Consider the following 24,647-nt stretch of genomic DNA (forward strand, 5'->3'; position numbering starts at 1 on the left):
TTTATGAGCTAATGCCTTTTCTTTGTGATTAACATGATTTTCGAGAACTCTTACATGAGAATTGTATGAAGAAGCACTCTTATGGTGCGCTTATAAGCGTGCTTTTTCTTTTGTTATATTTATAATACGAAAGCCTTTCCCTAACAGGTGACTATCTTTCTTTATATATATAGATAGTTAAAAATGGAATAAAAATAATTCCTTTATGTAAAGGATAATATGGATATTATAGGAAGACAATAGAAATTAAAGGAAATTCATGTAAAATTCAAATGAACTTCATATAAACTTCATATTAGAAATTAAATATAATTATAATAGGTTATTGTGATATTTTTGATTTTTCATAAAATTAAAAGTTTGAATTTAGGAGGTATTGCTCAAACCTAAATTCAAACTTTATTGAAGTAATTAATGGATATTACGTCTAGTTTTCGCTAATGACGGCATTTAAAAGTTCGGCAGGATTACCTGTTCCTGCACCGCCAATTGTAATAGATCCACCAGGAGGAATTTCACCATTCCATCCTGCGTTCGTAATTACATAATGATTATTTGTTTTACTACTAATTTTAGAATCCCAAACTTGTGTTAAATTGCCGCTATAATCAAATTCTAATTTCCAATTTTTAATAGGAGTCGTTCCATTATTTTTGATTATAATCGAGAAGTTATAACCGCTGCCCCAATTCGAAGTGACTGAAAATGTAGCAGTATCATTTCCATCAGGAGGTGTCGTATTAGCTTCATCCGTTTTGACAGTAAGAGCGGTAGGTTGTGATTTATTTCCAGCAGCATCTTTGGCAATTACCGAAAATTTGTATTCCGTATTAGGTTTTAAGTTTTTAATTGTAATGCTATTTGTTGTTGTACTCCATTTCTCTTCTCCAGCAGTAATTTCATATTCCGTAACTCCTACGTTATCAGTAGATACAGTCCAGTTTAATTGAACTGAGTTTGAATTTTTATTCGTAACTACAATGTTTTTAACATTCGTTGGTGGCTCAGTATCTTTTTGACTAATAGGTCCACCAAGTAATTCTTTTACTAGCGTATCAAGTAATTTTGGACCACTGCAACTATATTTTGGACTTGTACGGCAATCTCCGCTTAGTTCCCAAAACATTGCTCCACTTAAACCTTTCGTCTTTATATAGTCTGTTTTGTATTTCATAGATTCATTGTCATCGTAGCTAATAAATGTGCCTGTAGTTGCATTATATAAGTAAGGTACTTTAGCTGTGTCATTCCAGTAGCGTACAAAACCATTTTTATTAACGTAATTGGCTGCTAAATCACCGTAATCATACACACCTGTGTCACCGGTAGAGTAATCATCCCAAGTACCTTTAGAAGCAAGTTTCCCATCACTACCTGGTTTGCAAGGTTGATATTGTCCGTTATTTTCTTTGCCACAACTTTTCCAGCCACGTCCGTAAAAGGGTACGCCTAATACTAGTTTATCGACTGGAACACCTTCATTTGTATAAACATTTATAGCACCATCTACGTAAAAATTCGTATTTGCTGCTGGGTCATTTGGATCCTTATATAGAGCTGCATTATGATTAGAAGTAGCTTCCCATCCGCCGTGGAAATCATATGTCATAATATTAATCCAATCGAGTATTTGAGAAATTTTCTTTAGTTCTGTATGATCAGCGTAGCGTTGACTTGCACCTGAAGCGATTGTTAGTAAATATTGTTTGCCATCTTCAGCACCTGCTTTATTCAAAGCATTTCGGACGTCTTGAAGAAGGAGAGTGAAATTTTGTTTATCTTCAGGACGATAACTACCACCAGGAATCGTTTCAACGCCCGGATATTCCCAGTCTAAATCTACGCCATCAAACCCATATGCGCGAAGAAAAGCTACTGTAGATTCAGCAAATACTTTTCTTGTTTTTTCATCAGCGGCCATATCAGAAAAGCGGTTAGACCAAGTCCAGCCACCAACGGAAATAATTGTTTTTAAGTGAGGATATTTAGCTTTTAATCGTTTTAGTTCCCCGAAATTTCCGCAACGGGCATATTTATCGCAATCTTCCCAAGTTGTCCCTGAGCCAGGATACGATTTGGTAACATCAGCCCATGGTTCACCGAGTACAAGAGTACCATTAGGAACCTCTTTATTTTGCAATGGTACACCAGATTCTTTACAGTTCCACGTTTGTTTATTTGGATTATCAGGATGAGTAGAAGGGTTTCCATGTTTTCCATTCCAACAAATATCCGCGAAAGCATAGTTAAGGTGAGTAAGTTTTGATGCATCAATGTCAGCAACTTGATAATTACGTCCGTAAACGCCCCACGAAGGAAAGTACCCAACAATTTTTTGACTTTGCTTTGGTGAATCTGCTAATGCGAGATTTGGAGTAATAAAATTTGTGAGAAAAAGAGGTAAGAAAAGTAGTAGGGATAGTAATAGCAGTGTGAATTTTTGAGACCTCATAGCCATTTCTCCTTTCAAAATAAAAGATATATTTAAAGGCATACGCCAATAAATCAAAATGAATCTAGACGTGTGAAACGTCTAGATAAAATGATCAGACATCACGAAGTCTATACAAGGGAGCTGGGGGTGATTAAATCGTAACAAATGTAAGATTTAGTGTAAACGCTTTATTAAGTTAAAAAAGACTTTCTCAATACAAAAAGGCTTGAATACAAACTATATATGAAAACGAAAGATTGGTATGGGAGGAAAAAGCTTATTATAAATAAATTTGAGAAAAAATTGTATGGAGCCAATTATTAAAGACGTAGAAAGATAAGGAAATATCATGTAAAATAATAGTAAAAATATGTAAAGGAGGGAATGGTGTGGATGTGTTTTTGAACATTGCTGAAGAAAAAATTCGACAAGCAATACGGAATGGTGATCTTGATTATCTTCCGGGAAAAGGAAAACCACTACAATTAGAAGATCTTTCAATGGTACCTCCAGAACTTAGAATGAGTTATAAAATTTTAAAAAATGCGGGAATGATTCCACCAGAAATGGAACTACAAAAAGATATATTAAAAATAGAGGATCTAATTGCTTGCTGTTATGATGAAGAAGAGAGAAAGAGATTACGAGAAGAGTTAACAGCAAAAACGCTTCGTTTTCAGCAGGTAATGGAAAAGAGAAAGATTAAAGATAGTTCAGCTTTCGTATGTATCAAGACAAAGTATTTCGTAAATTACGCTAAGAGGGATAAGATGACTACATTTAAAACGATAGAAGAATTAGCGACCTATATTGAAGAACAACAATTGGTACTTCTGTTTATTAAAACGGAAAATTGTGGTGTTTGTGATGTTATGCTAAGAAAAGTAAATTGCGTATTAGAGAATTATGATTACGTAGAGAAAATAGAGATATTACTACAAGACATGCAGGAGATTGCGGGGCGATATGGAGTATTTACAGGGCCAACAATTTTATTATTTCATAATGGAAAAGAAATTCTTCGTGAATCACGCTTCATTTCACTTGAAAATTTAGAGAGAACCATTCAATTATTCGAGGAATAAGGGAGGCTTTTAAATGGAATTTATTATTGTCATACTATTATTTGTTGTAGTTGGAACAATCGTAACAGCAGTTCGATCGAACAAAAAGAAGGTAAATCTTACAAAACAAAATAACATTCATAATTCATCTAACAGCTCATCACCATTATTTTTCTTTGCTGGATCTGATAATGATAGCTCGCATGATGGCGGCTCACATGATTGTGGAGGATCTTTTGGGGGAGATAGCGGAGGAAGCTGTGGTGGCGGTGGTGATTGATAAAAATGCGCCTTATATAGGCGTATTTCTTTTTAAACAAACGTTTGATTAGTCGGCTTACATATGCATAAACACAGTTAAACAAACGTTTGTTTAATATTTTTAACATACTAAGGGGAATGGAAATGAAAAGGGAACCGAAAGTGAAAAATAAGGGGAAAGTAGTGTTATTTTTATTAGCTGCAGGAGGCGTATTTCTTGTTAAATTAGCATTTAAATTTGGAACCATACATATGATTCGAACTTGGTTTGAAAGTACGTTTTCTTAAATAAGGAATATAGCCTCTTGCGATAGAGGTTTTTGATTTGTTATTATTAGACTGAACGGTCGGTTTAAAGAGGTGTGAATATGAGAAGAAGCGCAGAAGAGATAAAGAAAGAAATTGCATATAAAGCAGAAAGTCTATTTTCACAGAAGGGCTACGCAGCTACATCTATGGAAGAGATTTGTGAAATTACAGAGCGAAGTAAAGGAAGTATTTATTATCACTTTAAAAGTAAAGAAGAATTATTTTTATTTGTAGTGAAACAGCATACGTATGATTGGATTGAAAAATGGAATGAAAAAGAGAAGTTGTATAGCACTAGTACTGAAAAACTATATGGTCTCGCGGAATATCATGTAGAGGACATACAGCAACCAATTTCAAATGCAATAGAGGAATTCTCTATGAGCCAAGTTGTAAGTAAAGAGATTCTGGATGAACTGTTAGCTTTAACTAGAGAATCATATGTTATGTTTGAGAAATTAATTGAAGTAGGTATACAGTCTGGAGAGTTCCGTGAAGATAATACTCGTGATCTTATGTATATTGTAAACGGATTATTATCAGGACTTGGAGTGCTTTACTACGAATTAAATTATAAAGAGCTGAAACGTATTTATAAAAAGGCAATAGATGTATTGTTAAAAGGAATGGCAGCTGAATAATAGGTCAGTTGCTTTTCTTACAAAATAAATTAGACCGAACGGTCGGTTTATGAAAGGGGAATGAAAATGAACGCTTTATTTAAAAACCGAGCATTTATGCTCGTTATGGCGTCTGATATTTTACAACAATTTGCAATTTGGATCAGAAATATGGCTCTTTTGTATTTTATAATGGAGCGAACGAATAATGATCCAGTTTCTGTTTCGTTGTTATCAGTTATGGAATATGCACCTATTTTTATTTTCTCGTTTATCGGTGGTGCGCTAGCTGATCGCTGGAATCCGAAAAGAACAATGGTCGCTGGAGATGTATTAAGTGTACTGTCTATTATAGGAATTGTCTTGTTGTTAAAGCTGGATTATTGGCAGGCTATATTTTTTGCAACACTCATTTCCGCGATTGTAGGTCAGTTTTCTCAGCCCTCATCTTCGCGTATATTTAAGCGCTATGTAAAAGAAGGAGAGGTAGCAAATGCGATTGCATTTAACCAAACATTACAGTCATTATTTCTGATTTTTGGACCAGTGGTGGGATCGCTTGTGTATACACAACTTGGTTTATTTACATCACTATATAGCTTAATCATTTTATTTTTGTTATCTGCTATCGCCCTTTCATTCTTACCGAAATGGGTTGAAAAAGAGCAGGTGGCGAGAGACTCATTAAAAAATGATATAAAAGAAGGTTGGAAGTATGTTCTTCATACGAAAAATTTACGTATGATTACGATCACTTTTACAATTATGGGTTTAGCTGTTGGATTAACGAATCCATTAGAAGTATTCCTTGTAATTGAACGTTTAGGTATGGAAAAAGAAGCTGTTCAATATTTAGCGGCAGCTGACGGAATAGGTATGTTACTCGGTGGTATTGTTGCTGCAGTTTTCGCTTCAAAAGTGAATCCGAAAAAGATGTTTGTATTCGGTATGGGTATATTAGCCCTTTCATTTTTAGTAGAAGGGCTATCTACATCATTTTGGATTACTAGTTTCATGAGATTTGGAACAGGTATTTGTTTAGCTTGTGTTAATATTGTTGTCGGTACGCTTATGATTCAACTTGTACCAGAAAATATGGTTGGAAGAGTAAATGGAACGATTTTACCACTGTTTATGGGGGCAATGCTAATTGGAACTTCATTAGCTGGAGGATTAAAGGAACTAACTTCACTAGTTACTGTGTTTTGTATAGCGATGGCACTTATTTTATTAGCGATAGGGCCAGTTGTACGTATGCAAATAAAGAAAGAAGATATCGCTAACAAAGAGGCACTAACAAATTCATTAGCTTCAAAATAACTATTGTAAGGGAGCAATATTGCTCCTTTTTTCTTTGAGGAACTTTTGACAACTATATGAGCCAATTATATACTGATGTTGTAAAAACGATTTTACAGGTTAGGAGCAATGGTGTGAAAAATCAAATCTATGAATTACGCACTGAAAATAATATTTCACAAGGCGCATTAGCTGATAAATGTAAGGTTTCTAGACAAACGATAAATGCAATTGAGAATAATAAATATGATCCAAGCTTAGCGTTAGCGTTCCGTTTAGCTGAAGTATTAGGAACAACTGTTGATAAATTATTTTTGTACAAGCAGTAGAGTCGTTCATTATAAGGCGCACCTTTAAAAATAAAAAAGATCCTCTTCTTATGAGAAGAGGATCTTTTCTTATAGCGTTTTAGTCTTTGGACTAGGTGGTGTAACGGATGTATTATTTTCTGGAACTCTAGTTAGTAAGAATCCTCCGATAATAAATAGAACAATAATACTAAGAACACCAGCGTTTGTTTTTCCTGTTAATTGCGTTGTAACACCGACTAATACCGGACCCATAATTGCGGCAAACTTCCCAAATATATTATAAAATCCGAAGAATTCATTAGCAGATTCTTTTGGTACTAGTTTTGCAAAGTATGAACGACTTAGTGCTTGAATACCACCTTGAGATGTAGCAACTAACATTGCTAAAATCCAAAAATCAAGTGTCGTTTTTAAAAAATAAGCATATGTGCAAATAATGATATAAATAATGATACCGACATATAGCATTTTTTTGCCAGTAAATGTTTCAGATAATTTTCCGTATAGTAAAGCAAATGGACAAGCGACAATTTGTGTTACAAATAATATGATTAATAGATTCGTTGCACTAATACCGAGATCGGTTCCGTAAGCGGTAGACATAGTAATAATTGTATCGACTCCGTCAATATAGAAAAAGTAAGCGATTAGAAACATAAATACAGTTTTATATTCTTTAATATTTTTAAAAGTATCAGCAAGACGTTTGAAGCTCATTCTAATAGGTCTTGGATGACGCTCAATATAGTGTGTTTGCTCTACGTTTTTTAGCATTGGAATTGTAAATAACCCCCACCAAAGAGCTGTTATTGCAAAGGAAATTTGACTAGCAATGCCGACCGATAAGGGAATAGTTCCTTTTTGAGAAAGAATAATAAGAGCGATACAACCGATAAAAGGAATTGTACTCCCGATATAACCTAATGCAAATCCTCTTGTAGAAATTCGGTCCATTCTATCTTCAGAAGTGACGTCTACTAAAAATGCATCATAGAAAATGTTTGCTCCAGCAAAGCCGATTAAGGCGAGCATATAGCACCCTAGCAATAAGTACCACTGAGAGGTTGGAACGACTGCTAACATACTTGTAAATACGATACCGAGTCCAAAGAAGAATGTGAAAAAACGTTTTTTAAATCCTTTATAATCAGCAACTGTGCCAAGAATAGGAGCAAGTATAGAAATTAAAAGTGTTGCGAATGAGTTTGCATATCCCCAATATGCTGTTGAAGTTGCCCCAGATAGTCCAGCTTCTTTTGCAGCTGCTTTAAAGTAAATTGGAAATAATGCAGTTGTAATGACGAGCGAGTATACAGAGTTCGCCCAATCGTATAATATCCAGCTTTTTTCTTGTCTGGACATTTTTTTCATATAATGTTCCCCCTTAAATTTGTTTTACTAACAGTGTACAAAAATAAAAATTATAAAAAGAGAAACAGTGATGAATTTTACATAACTTTTACATATATACACAGTTCTTTACAATTGGAGTAAATCCTCTACAATTGCTCCGTCTGTTTCACCTAAGTGTAAACCGAGTAGTCTAGCGATAGTTGGACCTTCATCAATAAGTCTCATATACGGGACGGTAAAGCCACTTTTTATTCCTTTCCCAGCAGCGATAAAAATTGTTTCATAGTTAGGTTTTGTTGGAGAGTATCCATGCGTACCAAATGTATATTTTTTACTAGGCGTAACATCTTTTTCAGTAATTTCTTTTATAAAATCTCCTGTATAGTTTTCAGTGAAATAATACCCTTCTCGTGCTTCTAACATGAATAAACAATTACCGTCTGCACCGCAGTCTTTGGCAGCTTCATCATGAAGTATAAATTCAATTCCGTTTTGTTTATTTTGAAGTAGTTCTTCAAGGAGTAGTTGTACCTCCCGGATTGTATCCATATCATTTTTGTCCTTTACATATACATAGGCAGAGCCGTCGCAACTTTGGCAATAGGCTTTCCAGTCTACTAATTTTCCTTTTTTATTAAGAGATATAAGTCCTCTTTGATGGAATAGCACATTTAATTGGATGGATTTGTTTTCACTTAAAGCGCTATGATCACCAAGGGCAATAATTGTACTTTCTTCGTATAGGTTACTTTCTTTTAGTGCTTGAATAATTTTCCCTAGACGTTTGTCGTGTCTCTGGATAGCAGCTGTTGTTTCGTTAGATTCAAAGCCGTGATAGTGTCTTTGTGTGTCTAGATCGGTGAAATGTACGAACATGACATTAGGCTTTTTCGTCTGGATTGTATGCACAGCAGAGGCGAGGACGAAATCATCCAGCTCTGGTTGTGATAAACCATTTCTTATATGGCCGAAACGACGATTTAAATCTAATTGGTATAGTGGGCTACCGCTAAATAAGGAAACTAACACTTGATTTTGCCAAGGTCTATTGGGGAAAATTTCTGGTAAATTGTAATCGATGTTCGCTCTTCCAGTAACAGGCCATAGAAGGGCAGCTGTCGTTAAATTTGCTTTGCGCGCTTCATCATACAATGTTGTTCCTTTTATTGATTTTCGGTACCAATGCCAATCAGGTGATTCACGCCCTGGTTGAAGTAACGTATTGCTAACAACACCGTGCTTGTTAGGGTAATTACCAGTTACGATTGTTGAGTGGCTTGGATATGTTACAGAAGGATAAATTGGTTCTACTTTTTCGACAACCGTGCCCTTTTTTATTAGAGATTGGAAATGAGGTAGTTTTTGTAGTATAGGAAAATCTAAAGCTGATAAACAGTCGAATGATAAAATGATGACGTGGTTTGTTAATGCTTTATCCATAAAGTTCCCTCCTGATTATATAAAACCTATTATTATATATTACTATTAACACCTAGTAATAAATATATATTTTTAGGTGAAAGTTTATTATTTATTTTCAGAAAAATTAAACATATAATTAAGTATAAGGGAATCTATGGAGGGAGGGAACACTATGGATTGGTTAGATGAATTTGGTATTTTTTACATCATTGGCGGAATCACGATTATCCTTGTATTTGCTATTTCATATTTACTAAAGAAACGGTTTCCAGACAAACAGTTTGATATTATATTTGCACTTAGTTTAATACTTCTTTGCTTAGCGTCCTTTCCCGTTACAATGATGGTTATTGGTGGGTGGGAAGGAATGGGATATGGATTTATTGGTTTCTTTGTCCTACTTGGTACACTTATCGGTATGATTGCACATCAACTTGTGAAAATTACGCGGAAAAGCTACGTATAAAACTGCAAAAAATGAAAAGGATATATAAAAATAAGAAAATTAGCTATTGTTTTAAAAAAGAATTTGTATTATGATAATCAACAAATTTATTTCGTTATAACGATGAAAAAGGACTAGTACATGTTCAACCTTTTTAGCAGAGAGAGAATCCGTCAGGCTGAAAGATTCTTAAAAAGGCAATATGGAACCTGCCTTTGAGTTCTGCATATGCAGCGGGAATTTCCCGTTATCAAAAAGAGAGCATGCGCAATTTTTGTGCATGAATCAGGGTGGTAACGCCGGCAAAGCTCGGTCCCTATTTAGGGACGCGGGCTTTTTTGTATTTTCTAGAAGGAGGAAGACTGACTATGGCAAAAGAACAAGTGCAAGCCATTACGAAGATGGAAGAGGACTTTGCGCAGTGGTATACCGATATTGTAAAAAAAGCCGAACTTGTTGATTATTCAAGTGTAAAAGGGTGCATGATTTTACGTCCGTATGGTTATGCCTTATGGGAGAATATGCAGAAGGTGATGGATGAGAAGTTAAAAGGAACTGGCCATGAAAATGTATATATGCCAATGTTTATCCCAGAGAGTTTATTGCAAAAAGAGAAGGATCATGTTGAAGGATTTGCTCCTGAAGTAGCATGGGTTACGCATGGTGGAGATGAAAAGTTAGCGGAAAGACTTTGTGTACGTCCTACATCTGAAACTTTGTTCTGTGAGCACTTTTCAAAAATTGTGCAATCCTATAATGATTTGCCAAAGTTATATAATCAGTGGTGTTCAGTAGTTCGTTGGGAGAAGACAACTAGGCCATTCCTTCGTACGACTGAATTTTTATGGCAAGAGGGTCATACAATCCATGAAACGGCAGAAGAATCGCAGACTGAAACATTAAATATTTTAAACTTATATGCTTCTTTTTGTGAGGATTATTTAGCGATACCAGTTATTAAAGGGCAAAAAACAGAAAAGGAGAAGTTTGCTGGAGCAAAGGCAACTTATACAATTGAAAGTTTAATGCATGATGGAAAAGCGCTTCAAACAGGAACCTCTCATAACTTTGGAACGAATTTCTCTGAAGCATTTGATATTAAGTTTTTAGATCGTAACGGTAAGTGGCAATATGTGCACCAAACATCTTGGGGTGTATCAACAAGAATGATAGGCGGGCTAATAATGGTTCATAGTGATAATAATGGACTTGTAATGCCACCAAAAGTCGCTCCAGTGCAAGTTGTTATTGTACCGATTGCTCAGCATAAAGAAGGAGTTTTAGCAAAAGCAACAGAGTTACAAGGACATATTCAAAAGGTTGCACGAGTAAAAATAGATGCTAGTAATAAAACACCAGGCTGGAAATTTAATGAGTATGAAATGAAGGGGATTCCAATTCGATTAGAAGTTGGCCCTAAAGATATTGAAAAGAATCAAGTTGTACTTGTAAGAAGAGACACGAAGGAAAAAGAGTTTGTACCAATGGATCAATTAGAAGAACGTATTCCAGCATTACTTGAAGAAATTCATATTGCTTTATTTGATAAAGCAAAAGCATTTCGCGATGAGAATACGTATGTTGCGACAAATTTCGAAGAGATGAAAAAAATAGCTGACGAAAAGCAAGGCTTTATTAAGGCAATGTGGTGCGGGGAATTAGCTTGTGAAGAAAAACTAAAAGAAGAAGTTGGAGTATCTTCACGTTGTATGCCTTTTGAGCAAGAGCATTTAGCTGAAGAATGCATTTGTTGTGGTAAAGAAGCTAAACAAATGGTGTATTGGGGAAAAGCGTATTAATACTTTTTCTGATAGGTGATAAAAAGGACTTTGGGCTGCATAATAAAATGCAATCCAAAGTCCTTTTTAGTTTTATAAAGTATTTCATGTATTCTTTAGATGGAAGTATGTTGCTCTTATTTTACGTTTTTACGACGAATAAACAGTAACATACCAATTAGGAATGTTGAAAGACCCATTAAAATAGATATAGGGTAATGCGTTGCGGTATTCGGTAATTTATCACCTTGTTTTTTCGTATTATCTTTTACATTACCCCCTTGAGAACCGTTGCCCTCCTGAGAATTGCTATCGCCTTTAACACGATTGCCCCCTTGAGAGCCATTACCGCCGTGTGAGCCACTGCCACCAGAACCATCGCCACCAGAACGGTTACCACCAGAACCGTTACCGCCAGAACCGCTGCCACCAGAGCCGTTGCTACCAGAACGGTTACCACCAGAACCGTTACCGCCAGAACCGCTGCCACCAGAGCCGTTGCTACCAGAGCCAGAGCCACCAGAACCGTTATCGCCGGAACCACTGCCACCAGAGTCATTGCCACCAGAACCACTGCCACCGGAACCATTACCGCCGGAACCGTTGCCGCCAGAGCCGCCAGAACCACTGCCGCTAGAACCGTTGCCACCAGAACCGTTACCGCCAGAACCACTGCCACCAGAGTCATTGCCACCAGAACCGTTACCGCCAGAACCACTGCCACCGGAACCGTTGCCGCCATCGCCACCAGAACCACTGCCGCTAGAACCGTTGCCACCAGAACCGTTATCGCCGGAACCATTGCCGCCAGAGCCACTGCCATCAGAACCGTTACCGCCGGAACCATTGCCGCCAGAGCCATCGCCACCAGAACCGTTTTCACCAGAACCGTTTTCACCAGAGCCGTTTTCACCAGAGCCGCTGCCACCGGAACCACTATCGTCCTGAGAACCGTTATTTCCTGGAGGTTTATTATTATCCTTTGAGTTTCCTTCTGCAAAATGATCGCTATTTTGTACAATAGCGTTTGTTAATGGTTGGAAGTTTTCAGTTGCAGCATTACCGATATTTAAACCGCTAAAAAAAGATAGAGAGAGTGTTGATGCTAAAATGAAGATTTTCGTCATGGTTTTCCTCCTAAGAAATGAATGTTCCATCTAAAATACATCCCTTTGTAATATTTCTTAGGAAAAAGAGTTTTATGCAAAAAAAACTATATATAGAAAAAGGTGGTATATTTGTCAAAGCAGAAAAGAGTTAATGTAGATTTCCTACAAATAATAGAGGTGGAGAATTTACATTCATAACGGTAGAGGAAGTGGCAGTAGATGAAAGAGTATATAGCGTTTGATATTGGCGGTACGCAAATTAAGTATGGCATTATTTCAGAAGCAGGGAGAGTATTAAAGCGTAAAACAGTTGCAACAGAAATTCACTTAGGCGGAGAACAAATTATTCAAAAACTCATTCTTTTATCAAAAAAATTAATGAATGAACATACTATTGCCGGAATTGGTATTAGCACTGCGGGAATTGTTGATATTAATAAGGGAATTGTGACGGGAGGCGCGGATCATATTCCAGGATATAGTACTATTCCTATTATTAATAGATTGCAAGAGATATTAAAAGTTCCAGTATCGATTGACAATGATGTGAATTGTGCAGCGTTTGGAGAAAAGTGGAATGGTAGTGTAAGAGAGAAAGAGAACTTTATTATGCTCACCATTGGAACAGGAGTTGGGGGAGCAATTTTTATAGATGGAGAATTGTACCGAGGACATTCATTTAGTGCTGGTGAATGGGGGAATATGCTAATAGAAGGAAAAACATTTGAAGAGGTTGCTTCGATTTCAGGATTAATTCGGCTTGTAAGAAAATATAAAGGCAAAGGCGAGTGGAATGGGAGAACAATTTTTGAGTTGTATGATAAAGGAGATAGAGAAGTTGCTCAAGCAGTTGGGATTTTCTTTAAACATTTGGCAATCGGAATTAGTAATCTTGCTTATATTTTTAATCCAGAAACAATTATTATTGGGGGAGGAATTACCGATAGAGGAAATGAGTTTTTAAAAGAAGTAAAAGAAGAGGTCAGTAAATACTTAAATCAAGAGATTTATAATAATTGTGAGATTGAACTTGCACAAAACGGTAATTGTGCAGGAATGATTGGTGCTATTTACCACTTATTACATCATCATAAGTAAATTATATGAATGTTTTCATATAACTGAGAATTTATCCTTTTTATCAATAGGTAAATAATGCTACAATATAAGAGAAGAATACAATATTTTCCGATATGGAAAATGCTTTGTAGAAAGGGAGAAACTTCATGCCTATTATTTTAGAAAAAGGTCAAAAGATCGATTTAACGAAAGGACAACCAAAAGTAGCAAAACTACAGGTTGGCTTAGGCTGGGATCCAATTGGGCAATCAGGTGGATTTCTGTCTTCATTATTTGGAAGTAAACCAAATATAGATTGTGATGCATCTGTTGTTATGTTAGAAGGAGATCGTTTTTTAAACAAAAATGATTTAGTTTACTTCGGAAACAAACTTTCTACTTGTGGTAGTATTATTCATTCAGGAGATAATTTAACAGGTGAAGGCGAAGGTGACGATGAAACAATCTTTGTAGAATTACATAAAGTCCCAAGTCGTATTAACCGTTTAGTATTCGTTGTAAATATTTATGACTGTGTAAACAGACGTCAAGACTTTGGTATGATTCGTAACGCTTATATTCGTATTCAAAATCCTCATACAGGTGAGGAATTAGCACGTTATAATTTATCAGAAAACTATGCTAGTAAAACAACTTTAATTGCAGGAGAAATGTATCGCTACGAAAATGAGTGGAAGTTTTCAGCAGTTGGAGAAGGCACGCAAGATAAAAACTTAAGTGAGATTGTATCACGTTATCAATAGGATAAACTAAGGAGGAATTTTTAAATGGCATCTATTTCTTTAAAAAAGGGACAAAAGGTAGATTTAACAAAAACAAATCCAGGTTTATCAAAGGTACTTGTAGGGCTTGGCTGGGATACAAATCGTTATGATGGACAAGCTGATTTCGATTTAGATGTTAGTATCTTTTTAGTAGGTGCGAACGGTAAAGTTTCAGGAGCAGAAGATTTCGTTTTCTATAATAATCCCAAAGGTGCGAATGGTGCTGTAGAGCATTTAGGAGATAACCGAACTGGTGAAGGCGAAGGCGATGATGAAGCGATTAAAATCGATTTAAAAAATGTTCCTGCTCACATCGAACGTATTTGTTTCACAATTACAATTTATGATGGAGAAGGCCGCAGCCAAAACTTTGGTCAAGTTTCTAACTCATTCGTACGTATTCTCGATGAAGAAAAGAATGCAGAGTTAATTCGTTACGATTTAGGAGAAGATTTCTCTATTGAAACAGCGGTAGTAGTAGGTGAATTATACCGCCATGCAGGTGATTGGAAGTTCAATGCAATCGGAAGTGGATTCCAAGGTGGGTTAGCGTCTCTATGCAATAACTTTGGTTTAGATGTAGAGTAATAGATTCAATTTATATATCCATTGGTGAAATGCATGTTTACTGATGGGTATATTTTTAAAGATAAAAATATAGAGGTGAATATAAATGGCTATTCAGTTACAAAAAGGACAGAAGATTGATTTAGGTAAGACGAGTCCTGGTTTAACAAAAGCAGTAATTGGTCTTGGATGGGATATTAAATCTTATGATGGCGGAGACGATTTCGATTTAGATGCATCTGCTTTTTTATTAGATGCGAACGGGAAATGTACGAAGGAAACTGATTTTATCTTCTATAATAATTTAAAGTCTCCTTGTGGATCAGTTTTACATACTGGCGATAACAGAACAGGTGAAGGCGAAGGCGACGATGAGCAACTTGTTGTAGATTTGAAAAAGGTTCCAGCAGACGTTCATAAAATTGCTATTACAGTTACAATTTATGATGCGGAAGGCCGTAATCAAAACTTTGGACAAGTAGGAAACGCATTCGTTCGTTTAGCGAATGAAGAGACGAACGAAGAAGTTCTTCGTTTTGATTTAGGGGAAGACTTCTCTATCGAAACAGCAGTTGTCTTTTGTGAATTATACCGTCATAATGGACAGTGGAAGTTTAATGCAGTAGGAAGTGGATTCCAAGGTGGTTTAGGTGCGCTTGTAAGAGCGTATGGCTTGGATGCATAGAAAGGAAACGATATTCGTTTCCTTTTTTTGACCTTTCTATAAATCTAGCAAAGAATAGGGGATAAAGGTAAGATGAGTATTTTGCAAGGAATCCTTGATACGTATGCTCAGTTTTTCGACTTGGACATGTGGATTAAAGTGTTGCAAGATCCAGTATCTTGGGGATTAATTGGTACACTTGTTGTACTTGAAGGGTTGTTATCTGCTGATAACGCACTTGTGTTAGCGGTAATGGTAAAACACCTTCCTGAAGAGAAACGTAAAAAAGCATTATTCTATGGACTTATTGGAGCTTATATATTCCGCTTTATTGCAATTGGAATCGGAATGTTCTTGATTAAATTATGGTGGGTAAAACTTCTTGGTGCACTTTACCTTGCTTGGTTATCAGTAAAATACTTTATTGATAAGCGTAAAGGTGCAGGTGAAGAAGAGGAAGCTCATGGTATGAACCAAAACAGTATTTTCTTCAGAATGTTCGGTGTCTTCTGGGGAACAGTTGCCATGGTCGAATTAATGGATATCGCATTCTCTGTAGATAGTGTACTTGCTGCATTTGGTGTATCTAATGAAGTTTGGATTTTATTATTAGGCGGAATGCTAGGTATTTTAATGATGCGTGGTATTGCCGGTGTATTCTTGAAATTATTAGAACGTATTCCAGAGCTTGAAACGACAGCATACATTTTAATCTTAATTATTGCATCGAAAATGTTACTGTCTTTAATCGAGATTGAGATTAGTCATACACTATTCTTTATTATTTTAGTTGTAGCATTTGGAGCAACATTTATAATTCACTACATGAAGAATTCTGGACAAGCTAAAGAAGAAGTTGCAGCTACTAAAGAAGATAATAAATAATTGAAATGGGTTTGCTCGTTTTGCGAGCGCCCATTTTTTATAACAAAAAATAGTTTATAATAGAAGAAGGACTTAGAAAAAACGTAACTGTTTTTGGAGGTGAACTGTTGTGTTTTCACGTTTTACACTTCAACCATATGCATTAAAAGATGAATCAGATTTAAAGCAATTTGAAACGCTTTTAGAAAAACGTCCACAATATGAACTGACAGAGAATGAGATGAAATTTAGTTATATAGCATGTCGAATCCTTGGCGTTCCTAATGATGTAGATGAATATTTTAATGAACTGTTTGATTATAGTGAAGCGAAAGGAATCGAAGTTTTACACGAACAAAATTTAAACAAAGTGATTGATTCGGAAAAGCTTCGTCATATTCAAGAAGTGTTCGGATTACATCAAGAAGCACCAAATGGTCTGACAGTAAATAGGTTAGTTGCACACTTATCTGGGAAACAACTTTTACCGAAAGTAGACAATCCTGATTTACAGCATTACATACATACGACGTTTATTTCACTATTGAAATTATATGAGAAACAACATAATCAGTCGTTAAAGACAGAAGGCTTCCGTCGTTTCTTAATCGACATAATTAAACTAAGCGAAAATTATGTAGCGAAGTGGTTTTCTACGATTAATTATAAGAAACAGATGCCGCGTATCGTTTGGTATGGTGATGCACAGGAAAGCCGTATATATTTCTTATACTTTCTTATTATGCTCGGTTGTGATGTGCTTTATTATCACCCAGAAGGAAAAGATGGATTTGAGAATGTTGATGAAGAGGGAAGGACCTTTATTGTGTCTCATCCAGGCCGTATTTCTCTTGAACCATTTCCAGATCGCCGCCGCGAGCGTGTGGCAACAGTAGCGTATCAAGCTTCAAAAGAAATTGAGCAAGTACTTCACCACGATAATTCACTGCTGTACAAGCCGTGGCAATTCCGTTCCTATACGCCTGTAGCTCGTACACTAAAAACAACATATGATGAGCTCTTTTTAATTACGAAAGAAAAGGCGTTTGTACGCCCGACATTCTTTGTTGAAAATAAACATATTTATATCCCTTCTTTATTTGCGAAAATATCAGGCGTTTCAAAGAATGATAAAGAGTATTTTCAACGATTAAAGGCTGTTACATCATTTGATAACAGTATACTAGTTAATACATTCCCATTTACGAAAGAGCAAAAAGCAAACTTCCAATATCATTATCGAGATGCATTAGACCGAGCTGGGAAATTACATCCGGATCTAATTATGAATAGCCATTGGTGGCCGCATAAGCGTTTACCGGAAGGTTTACAACATGGGATTGCAGAAGCGATTATCCATACGTGTGAAAGTGAAATGTGCAAACCAATTGCGAAAGAGACAAAACAAGATGTAGCGCTATATGTTTTCGCGCAACTTTCTCAAATACCACCGAATATTTTAGAACAGCTTGAGAAATTTGATTATTCACAAGATGTGCCGAAAATTGTTATATTTAATAATGAGAAGAGTGGAGAGTTAACTCGTTCTGATGCTGTTTTATTACTATTTTTAAATCAAATTGGAGTAGATGTATTCCATTTCAATCCAACGGGAAGAAACGATATTGAACCGTATATTGAAGCGGGGGCATTTGATTCCCATTGGCTTGAAGAGGTTAATTTCGATCTTGAGTTTCATGGTTCATCAGCCTATAAAAATTTATCACAAACAATAAAAGGACTATTTCGTCCATTTTTATAAGGAAAGGGAGAATACCATATGAATAACCCAGTCGTACTAGATCCGAAAACAGAATTAAATGAGCAAACAGCACAAGATGTTCGCTTGCAACTTAGACAAGATGCGGATGTACAACGTATTTATAATGCGGTAGATATTAAAGATCAATTAGAATTAATTGAACTTGGAAAAGAACCTTCTATGGAAATTTCACGTTTTGCTGATCAAATTTTACATACAATGTCATTATCAAAGATAGAAGATTCTGGTGAATTATTAAAACAGCTTGGTAAAATTATGGACAGATTTGATAGCAAAGACTTTGCGGAAGAGAAAAGTGGTTTCTTCTCACGTATGTTCAAAAAAGCGGATAAAATGATTGAACAAATCTTTAGCAAGTATCAAACGATGGGCCGTGAAATTGATAAAGTGTATGTGGAAATTACGAAGTACCAAGATGAGATGAAAAAATCAATTGGTACGTTAGATGGCTTGTATGAGCAAAACTTAAAATATTATTTAGACTTAGAGAAGTACGTAGTAGCAGGAGAAATGTTATTAGAGCGTTTAAATACAGAGTTAGTTCCGATGTATGAAGAGCGTGTGCGTAATAATGATCAATTAGCAGGTATTGAATTAGAGTCGCTTAAAAACTCGGTTGAAATTTTAGAGCAACGTATTGATGATTTAGAAAAAGCGCGTATGGTTGCGCTACTTACAGCACCACAAATTCGTATGATTCAACGTGGTAATAATAAATTAATTGGTAAAATTAATACAGCATTTATTACAACGATTCCTATCTTTAAAAATGGTATCATTCAAGCGGTAAATGCGAAGCGTCAAAAGCTTGTTGCAGATTCTATGGCTGAACTGGATCGCCGTACAAATGAATTACTTAAGAAAAATGCACAAAATATCGCAACGCAAAGTGTAGAAGTAGCGAGATTATCAGGTTCTTCTAGTATTAAGATGGAAACACTTGAGGAAACTTGGAACATTATTTCAAGAGGTATGCAAGAAACACAACAAATTGAAGAACAAAACAAACGTGAGCGTGAAGAAAGCCGCAAACGTATGGCTACATTAACAGAGAATATCAAAAAAGAATTACAAGGATAAAGTGAAACTTTAATCAGTGGGGTTTTGTTCATCCCCACCGATTATTAGCCTTCACAATTGGACATTTATGGGCAGTTAATCTACCACCTAACTTCTTTGCTCAAACTGAATTTTGAGGTGGGAGTTTTACTGCACGGAAAATAGTAGGGTAAATGAAAAGGCAATGAGGACTATTCCTCATTGCCTTTTAGTTTCTCTTCACTAATTTAATAATCTCATTCACAATAAGTGGAATGATACTTAATAAGAGAACAAATCCCCAATCTCGCATCGTTAATGCATGTACACCGAATATATTTGCAAGGGGCGGGATGGAGATGATACAAACTTGCATAAGAACACCGATAAGAAGGGAGAAGACTAAATATTTATTTGTAAAGATCCCAATGGAAAAAATTGATTTCGTTCTTGAACGCAAGTTAAATGAATGAACGAGCTGAGAAAAACTAAGAACGACAAATGCCATCGTTTGAGCGTGTAATAGAGCATCCTCATCAATTTGCTCTGGGAAAAGAGGGAATAAATGTGTATCTCCAGTATAGAACTTTGCTCCGGCGATAAAGGCTATTAGCGTCAAAAGCCCAATGACAATCCCATTGAAAATAAGGAAAGGAACGCTACCACTAAATAAGCTTTCTTTCGCATGTCGTGGTTTTTCCTTCATCACATCAGGATCTTCAGGATCAACCCCAAGTGATAATGCAGGCAGGGTATCTGTAATTAAATTTACCCACAAAATGTGAATAGGTCGTAGTGGTGTTGCCCAGCCGAGTAAAATGGCTAAAAATAAAGTGATAATTTCTCCGAAGTTACAAGAGAGTAGGAAGAGAATTGATTTTTTTATGTTACGATAAATATTTCTACCTTCCTCAACAGCCTTCACAATAGATGAGAAATTATCATCTGTTAACACGACATCTGCTGCCCCTTTTGCAACGTCTGTTCCTGTAATGCCCATCGCTACGCCAACATCCGCTTGCTTTAAAGATGGAGCGTCATTGACACCATCACCAGTCATAGAAACGATATTTCCCTTTGCACGCAATGCCTTTACAATTTTTACTTTATGTTCTGGAGAGACTCTGGCGAATACATTTAAATGATTAATTTTGCTTGCTAGCTCTGTATCTGAAATGTTATCTAATTCAGTTCCGATCATAATTTCCGATATTTCTTCAGCAATACCAAGTTCTTTGGCAATTGCAAAGGCGGTATCTTTATGGTCACCAGTAATCATAACTGTGCGAATACCGGCTTTTTTACATTCTTTAATTGAATCTTTCACTTCAGTTCGCGGTGGATCAATCATACCGACAAGACCAATAAAGATAAGGTTTTCTTCAAGATGATTTATATCCATATCGTTTGAATCGTATTGTTTAAATGCGAATGAAAGTACTCTTAAAGCTTCTTGAGACATTGATCCGGCAGCTTCTAATATTTGATTTTTATCAGAATCAGTTAAAATCTCGATTTTGCCGTTTTTAAAAATATGGGTACATCGAGGTAAGAGCTTATCAATAGCGCCTTTCGTCATGCTATAGTAGCTTCCATCGTATGTATGTACGGTTGACATCATTTTACGATCTGAATCGAAAGGTACTTCGTTAACACGTTCATGTATTTTTTCTAAATAATCTTTTTGCATGTTAAAAGTGGTTCCAGCAACGAGAAGTGCAATTTCAGTCGGGTCTCCCGTTTGTGATTCGTTATTATAAGACGCATCATTACATAGCACCATATTTTCTAACAATAGACGTTGCGCATTATTATTTACATTTAAACTTTCTAAGCGATCGTATGTGTTATCACTATAAAAGTGAGTAACGGTCATTTTATTTTGCGTTAACGTACCTGTTTTATCTGAACAAATAATTGTGACAGAACCGAGGGCTTCAACAGCTGGTAGTTTCCGAATGATAACGTTTTGTTTAATCATACGTTGCACACCAATTGCAAGAACGATGGAAACGATAGCTGGCAAGCCTTCTGGAATAGCTGCAACGGCTAAACTAATAGCAGTCATAAACATTTCTAACGTATCCCGGCCTTGTAAAAAACCGATGAGGAACATAATGATACAAATAGCTACAGCGACAAAGCCTAAATATTTTCCGACTTGTGCTAAGCTTTTTTGAAGTGGTGTCATATCATCGTCTGCTTCATGTAAAAGGGTAGCAATCTTACCAATTTGTGAGTTCATTCCAGTTTCAACAGCAACACCGACGCCTCTTCCGTATGTTACAAGAGTAGACATAAAGGCCATGTTTTTTTGATCGCCGAGTGGTACTTGTTCATCACTTTGCATGGAAGGGTGGTAGATTGCATCTTTATCAACAGGGACAGATTCACCAGTTAGAGCAGATTCTTCAACTTTTAAATTTGCGGTTTCAATAAGGCGTAAATCGCATGGGATATATCGTCCGGCGTCGAGCATAACGATATCACCTGGAACGACGTGCTCAGATGGAATTTCTTTTAGTTCACCATGTCTCTTGACGATGGCTTTAGGTGTTGCCATCTTTTTTAGTGCCTCTAAAGCTTGTTCTGCTTTAGATTCTTGGACAACACCGATAACAGCATTTAAAACTACAACAAGCGCGATAATACTGGCATCCGCCCATTCACCTACAAAGGCAGAAATAAGGGCAGCAATAATAAGGACATATACGAGGACGTCATTAATTTGGGCGAAAATACGCTGCCATAAAGTGCGTTTTTGTTTTGTAGCTAATTCATTAGAACCGTATTGCTTTAAACGTTCACTTACAATTTCATCTGTTAAACCGTGTTGTTCGTTTGTTTCTAGGTCAATTAATGTTTGATCTTTCGTCTTACTGTACCAATTGCTCATAAGTAAGCACCTCCAGTAAAAACAGTTAGCAATGGTAGTGTTGCTATTATTTGTGAGTAGTATGTATGGAGAAAAAATCTAAGATGAGGTTCTACTTCTATTGTACAATATTTTACAGTTGGTTGAGGGAAAGAGATGAGTTGTCATGAATTTGTTGGAAATAAAAAAGAGCCTCATATAAGAGAGGCTTTTTTACTTTTTAATTAATGTACCTAATTCTTCTGTAATAGCTTGCATTTCACTAATGCTGAATGTTTCACGTTTCATAACATGATCATAAATGTCACGTAAATCTTCGTACATTTCTTCGTTAAAACTAGCAGCTCTCATCGCTCCAGCATTAACCATACGTAATTTTTCTTTAATAGCTTCGACCATATATTCAACGTTTTCTTCTGACTTTACGGATAAATCCACCGAAGTGTCCCCCTTTAAAATAACATAAGGCTATCTTAACATTTTTTATCATTTTCGTTAATGAATCTTTTCAATCCCATTAAATTAGTAGGGATTTCCTTTATATTTAATAATTGGTTGTTTATACTATAAGTATATATTAAGAAATGCACCAAGAAGGGAAGAAACAAAAGTATGGTTCAAGTATTGTTTGTTTGTCTTGGGAACATTTGCCGTTCTCCGATGGCAGAAGCGATTTTTCGAAATCTTGTCGTAAAAGAGGGACTTGAAGAGAAAATTGTCATTGATTCTGCAGGAACTGGAGATTGGCATGTTGGCCATCCGCCACATAAAGGAACACAAAAAATTTTAAAAGAAAATGCAGTCACTTTTGAAGGAATTAAAGCAAGGCAAGTAGAAAAAGAAGACTTAACAAAGTTTGATTATATTATTGCCATGGACAACAAGAATATAGCAGATTTAAAAAGTTTAGGTAAAACTGGAGGCTATATTGGTAGGCTGTCCGACTTTGTTCCAGACGGTGGCTGGACAGACGTTCCTGACCCTTACTATACAGGGAATTTCCAAGAAGTATATGACCTTGTAACAGAAGGGTGTGCAAAGCTATTAGCTTTCATTCGAAATGAACAAGGAATATGAGGAAGCTTAGAAAGAAATACTTTCTAACATAAGAAATGAAAGGGTGAAGGAATATGGCAAAGAAAAATAATATTGCTCGAAACATTGCGATTGGTGTAGCGGCAGGTGTAGCTGTATCCATGTTAAAGAAAGAAAACCGTGAAAAAGTAAAAAATACAGCAGAAAAAGCAAAAACAAAGATGATTGAAATTGGTGAAAATGCAAAGATCAAAGAAAAAGTGCAAACTGTTACAGATAAAGGACGCGAACTTGCTGATTTCAATGTGGTAAAAGCGAAAGTAGCAGAAATTAAAAAATTAACGCCATCTGTTGTAGAGACGTTAAAAGAAACGAAAGAAATTTTTAGTAAGAAAAAAGTTGAGCCAGAAGAAAAGCCAGAAACGATTGAAATTCAAGCTGTATCTCCAAAGGTAGATGAGCTGAAAGCAGAAGAAGAGCCAGTAGTTGCTGAAGATGGTGGTATGAAAGAAGCGCGTGAATTATTTATGAAAGACTCAAATGCAGTGGAAAAAAAAACTGAAGCGTACATTGAGTTAAAGCAAGATAAAGAAGAGAAGAAAAGCGTTTAAACATATATGAGAAAAATTTTAGAAAAGGTGAGAAGAAATCGTACTTATTCGTTTGGTAAAGATTTATATGACCGGACGATGCGCGATGATGTAGCGGGCTTGGCAGCACAGCTCGCTTATTTCTTCTTGCTTGCAATTTTTCCTGGGCTCGTTTTCTTAATTACGCTTCTTGGATTTATTCCCATTCAAACAGAGGATGTGCTTAGTTTATTAGAGGTTTATGTACCAGATGATGCAATGAACTTAATTGAGGTAAATGTAGATAAAGTTGTAAACCAGCAAAATGGTGGTTTATTATCATTTGGTTTATTATCCATGTTATGGTTTGCCTCAAATGGTGTTAATGCGGTTATGAATGCTTTTAACCGCGCTTATGACGTGAAGGAAACACGTTCTTTTATTACAACAAGAGCGTTATCAATTGTGTTTACATTAGCTATTATTTTTATGATTGTCTTTGCGTTAATTGTTCCGGTATTCGGACAAGTTATTGGAGCAGCAGTGTTTAAAGCACTCGGTTTATCAGATAGTTTTTCTTTCGTGTGGAGCATTACACGATTAGTAGCGAGTTTCTTCGTGCTATTTGCTTTGTTTAGTTTCTTATATACATTTGCCCCAGATCGAAAGTTAAAAAGAAGAGAAGTTATTTCAGGGGCGTTATTTGCTACTGTAGGATGGATTGTGGTATCGTACTTATTTGCTTATTATGTAGATAAGTTTGCGAATTACGCCAATACATATGGTGGTCTCGGTGGTATCATTATTTTAATGTTATGGTTTTACTTAACTGGATGGGTAATTTTACTTGGCGGTGAAATTAATGGTTTACTCCACCATTATAGAACCGGTGACAATAATTCCCGTAATGAATAATGAGCTCTTGTTCCATAATAAAAAGGAACAGGGGGGATATTTCATGAGTAATAATAAAAAGAACCATAATAATAAAAGTAATAATAAA

The 24,647-nt window shown here is 35.9% G+C and carries 24 protein-coding genes, 1 pseudogene and 1 other annotated feature; of the genes and pseudogenes, 19 read left to right on the forward strand and 6 right to left on the reverse strand.

Features of this window, described 5'->3' with window-relative positions; translation table 11 throughout:
• Nucleotides 1–427: 427 nt before the first annotated feature.
• Nucleotides 428–2,452 (reverse strand): glycosyl hydrolase family 18 protein, encoded by a 2,025-nt coding sequence (locus tag BHV55_RS02320; protein WP_070758059.1) that lies wholly within the window; start codon nt 2,450–2,452, stop codon nt 428–430.
• Between the two features lie 371 nt (nt 2,453–2,823).
• On the opposite strand from BHV55_RS02320, the pseudogene BHV55_RS02325 reads away from it, so the two are divergent.
• The 7 genes and pseudogenes from BHV55_RS02325 to BHV55_RS02355 all read left to right on the forward strand — a co-directional run bounded on the left by BHV55_RS02325 (nt 2,824) and on the right by BHV55_RS02355 (nt 6,316).
• Nucleotides 2,824–3,194, forward strand: a pseudogene (locus BHV55_RS02325) (DnaJ family domain-containing protein).
• A gap of 10 nt (nt 3,195–3,204) precedes the next feature.
• A complete protein-coding gene (locus BHV55_RS02330) occupies nt 3,205–3,519 on the forward strand; it encodes a thioredoxin family protein (RefSeq protein ID WP_000206517.1) in 315 nt (104 codons plus the stop codon).
• Between the two features lie 13 nt (nt 3,520–3,532).
• On the forward strand, nt 3,533–3,778 hold the full coding sequence (locus BHV55_RS02335) for a hypothetical protein (RefSeq protein WP_000394369.1): 246 nt from the start codon (nt 3,533–3,535) through the stop codon (nt 3,776–3,778).
• A gap of 125 nt (nt 3,779–3,903) precedes the next feature.
• Nucleotides 3,904–4,047: a hypothetical protein gene (locus BHV55_RS02340; protein ID WP_000817981.1), complete on the forward strand. Its 144-nt coding sequence runs from the start codon at nt 3,904–3,906 to the stop codon at nt 4,045–4,047.
• 80 nt (nt 4,048–4,127) lie between these two features.
• A complete protein-coding gene (locus BHV55_RS02345; RefSeq protein WP_070758061.1) occupies nt 4,128–4,709 on the forward strand; it encodes a TetR/AcrR family transcriptional regulator in 582 nt (193 codons plus the stop codon).
• Between the two features lie 66 nt (nt 4,710–4,775).
• On the forward strand, nt 4,776–6,008 hold the full coding sequence (locus tag BHV55_RS02350; RefSeq protein ID WP_000992568.1) for an MFS transporter: 1,233 nt from the start codon (nt 4,776–4,778) through the stop codon (nt 6,006–6,008).
• 56 nt (nt 6,009–6,064) lie between these two features.
• On the forward strand, nt 6,065–6,316 hold the full coding sequence (locus BHV55_RS02355; RefSeq protein WP_002023181.1) for a helix-turn-helix transcriptional regulator: 252 nt from the start codon (nt 6,065–6,067) through the stop codon (nt 6,314–6,316).
• A gap of 69 nt (nt 6,317–6,385) precedes the next feature.
• Here BHV55_RS02355 and BHV55_RS02360 read toward each other — a convergent pair whose 3' ends face one another.
• Complete coding sequence (locus BHV55_RS02360) at nt 6,386–7,669, reverse strand: MFS transporter (protein WP_000738812.1); 1,284 nt, start codon at nt 7,667–7,669, stop codon at nt 6,386–6,388.
• A 108-nt stretch (nt 7,670–7,777) separates the two neighbouring features.
• A complete protein-coding gene (locus tag BHV55_RS02365) occupies nt 7,778–9,091 on the reverse strand; it encodes an alkaline phosphatase family protein (RefSeq protein ID WP_000356419.1) in 1,314 nt (437 codons plus the stop codon).
• A gap of 154 nt (nt 9,092–9,245) precedes the next feature.
• Here BHV55_RS02365 and BHV55_RS02370 point away from each other — a divergent pair, with 154 nt between their 5' ends.
• Together BHV55_RS02370 and proS are read left to right on the forward strand one after the other, a co-directional pair.
• Nucleotides 9,246–9,539: a YesK-like family protein gene (locus tag BHV55_RS02370; protein ID WP_070758064.1), complete on the forward strand. Its 294-nt coding sequence runs from the start codon at nt 9,246–9,248 to the stop codon at nt 9,537–9,539.
• A gap of 93 nt (nt 9,540–9,632) precedes the next feature.
• Nucleotides 9,633–9,839, forward strand: a binding site (T-box leader).
• Nucleotides 9,840–9,886: 47 nt separating this feature from the next.
• The gene (proS, locus tag BHV55_RS02375; protein WP_065704939.1) at nt 9,887–11,317 is read left to right on the forward strand and encodes a proline--tRNA ligase; all 1,431 of its coding nucleotides are present in this window, start codon (nt 9,887–9,889) and stop codon (nt 11,315–11,317) included.
• Between the two features lie 116 nt (nt 11,318–11,433).
• Here the strand turns inward: proS and BHV55_RS02380 are convergent, their stop codons facing one another.
• On the reverse strand, nt 11,434–12,423 hold the full coding sequence (locus tag BHV55_RS02380) for an LPXTG cell wall anchor domain-containing protein (protein WP_168369330.1): 990 nt from the start codon (nt 12,421–12,423) through the stop codon (nt 11,434–11,436).
• 201 nt (nt 12,424–12,624) lie between these two features.
• Between BHV55_RS02380 and BHV55_RS02385 the strand changes: the two genes are divergently transcribed.
• From BHV55_RS02385 to BHV55_RS02415, 7 genes are all read left to right on the forward strand, one after another.
• On the forward strand, nt 12,625–13,503 hold the full coding sequence (locus BHV55_RS02385; RefSeq protein WP_070758068.1) for an ROK family protein: 879 nt from the start codon (nt 12,625–12,627) through the stop codon (nt 13,501–13,503).
• A gap of 128 nt (nt 13,504–13,631) precedes the next feature.
• Nucleotides 13,632–14,228 carry a TerD family protein gene (locus BHV55_RS02390; protein ID WP_001121578.1) on the forward strand — a complete coding sequence of 199 codons (597 nt, stop codon included), beginning with the start codon at nt 13,632–13,634 and terminating at the stop codon, nt 14,226–14,228.
• A gap of 24 nt (nt 14,229–14,252) precedes the next feature.
• Nucleotides 14,253–14,837, forward strand: a complete 585-nt coding sequence (locus BHV55_RS02395; RefSeq protein WP_000146720.1) for a TerD family protein — start codon at nt 14,253–14,255, stop codon at nt 14,835–14,837.
• Nucleotides 14,838–14,922: 85 nt separating this feature from the next.
• The gene (locus BHV55_RS02400) at nt 14,923–15,501 is read left to right on the forward strand and encodes a TerD family protein (protein ID WP_001007532.1); all 579 of its coding nucleotides are present in this window, start codon (nt 14,923–14,925) and stop codon (nt 15,499–15,501) included.
• Between the two features lie 72 nt (nt 15,502–15,573).
• Nucleotides 15,574–16,365, forward strand: a complete 792-nt coding sequence (locus BHV55_RS02405; protein ID WP_000025688.1) for a TerC family protein — start codon at nt 15,574–15,576, stop codon at nt 16,363–16,365.
• Nucleotides 16,366–16,474: 109 nt separating this feature from the next.
• Nucleotides 16,475–18,106 (forward strand): YceG family protein, encoded by a 1,632-nt coding sequence (locus tag BHV55_RS02410; RefSeq protein WP_000492864.1) that lies wholly within the window; start codon nt 16,475–16,477, stop codon nt 18,104–18,106.
• 18 nt (nt 18,107–18,124) lie between these two features.
• Entirely contained in the window at nt 18,125–19,207 is a 1,083-nt protein-coding gene (locus tag BHV55_RS02415) for a toxic anion resistance protein (RefSeq protein ID WP_001064409.1), read from the forward strand.
• A 187-nt stretch (nt 19,208–19,394) separates the two neighbouring features.
• Here BHV55_RS02415 and BHV55_RS02420 read toward each other — a convergent pair whose 3' ends face one another.
• Both BHV55_RS02420 and BHV55_RS02425 read right to left on the reverse strand, forming a co-directional pair.
• Entirely contained in the window at nt 19,395–22,061 is a 2,667-nt protein-coding gene (locus tag BHV55_RS02420; RefSeq protein ID WP_070758070.1) for a cation-translocating P-type ATPase, read from the reverse strand.
• 192 nt (nt 22,062–22,253) lie between these two features.
• Nucleotides 22,254–22,478: a DUF1128 domain-containing protein gene (locus BHV55_RS02425; protein WP_000366196.1), complete on the reverse strand. Its 225-nt coding sequence runs from the start codon at nt 22,476–22,478 to the stop codon at nt 22,254–22,256.
• A gap of 174 nt (nt 22,479–22,652) precedes the next feature.
• Between BHV55_RS02425 and BHV55_RS02430 the strand changes: the two genes are divergently transcribed.
• From BHV55_RS02430 to BHV55_RS02440, 3 genes are read left to right on the forward strand one after another with little or no spacing between them, the layout of a single operon-like run.
• Nucleotides 22,653–23,117, forward strand: a complete 465-nt coding sequence (locus tag BHV55_RS02430) for a low molecular weight protein-tyrosine-phosphatase (protein ID WP_000250916.1) — start codon at nt 22,653–22,655, stop codon at nt 23,115–23,117.
• Between the two features lie 53 nt (nt 23,118–23,170).
• Complete coding sequence (locus tag BHV55_RS02435) at nt 23,171–23,686, forward strand: DUF4075 domain-containing protein (protein ID WP_001085388.1); 516 nt, start codon at nt 23,171–23,173, stop codon at nt 23,684–23,686.
• Nucleotides 23,687–23,692: 6 nt separating this feature from the next.
• The gene (locus BHV55_RS02440; protein ID WP_070758072.1) at nt 23,693–24,559 is read left to right on the forward strand and encodes a YihY/virulence factor BrkB family protein; all 867 of its coding nucleotides are present in this window, start codon (nt 23,693–23,695) and stop codon (nt 24,557–24,559) included.
• Nucleotides 24,560–24,647 lie beyond the last annotated feature (88 nt).

Source organism: Bacillus sp. RZ2MS9 (assembly GCF_001816185.2).
Taxonomy (GTDB): domain Bacteria; phylum Bacillota; class Bacilli; order Bacillales; family Bacillaceae_G; genus Bacillus_A; species Bacillus_A cereus.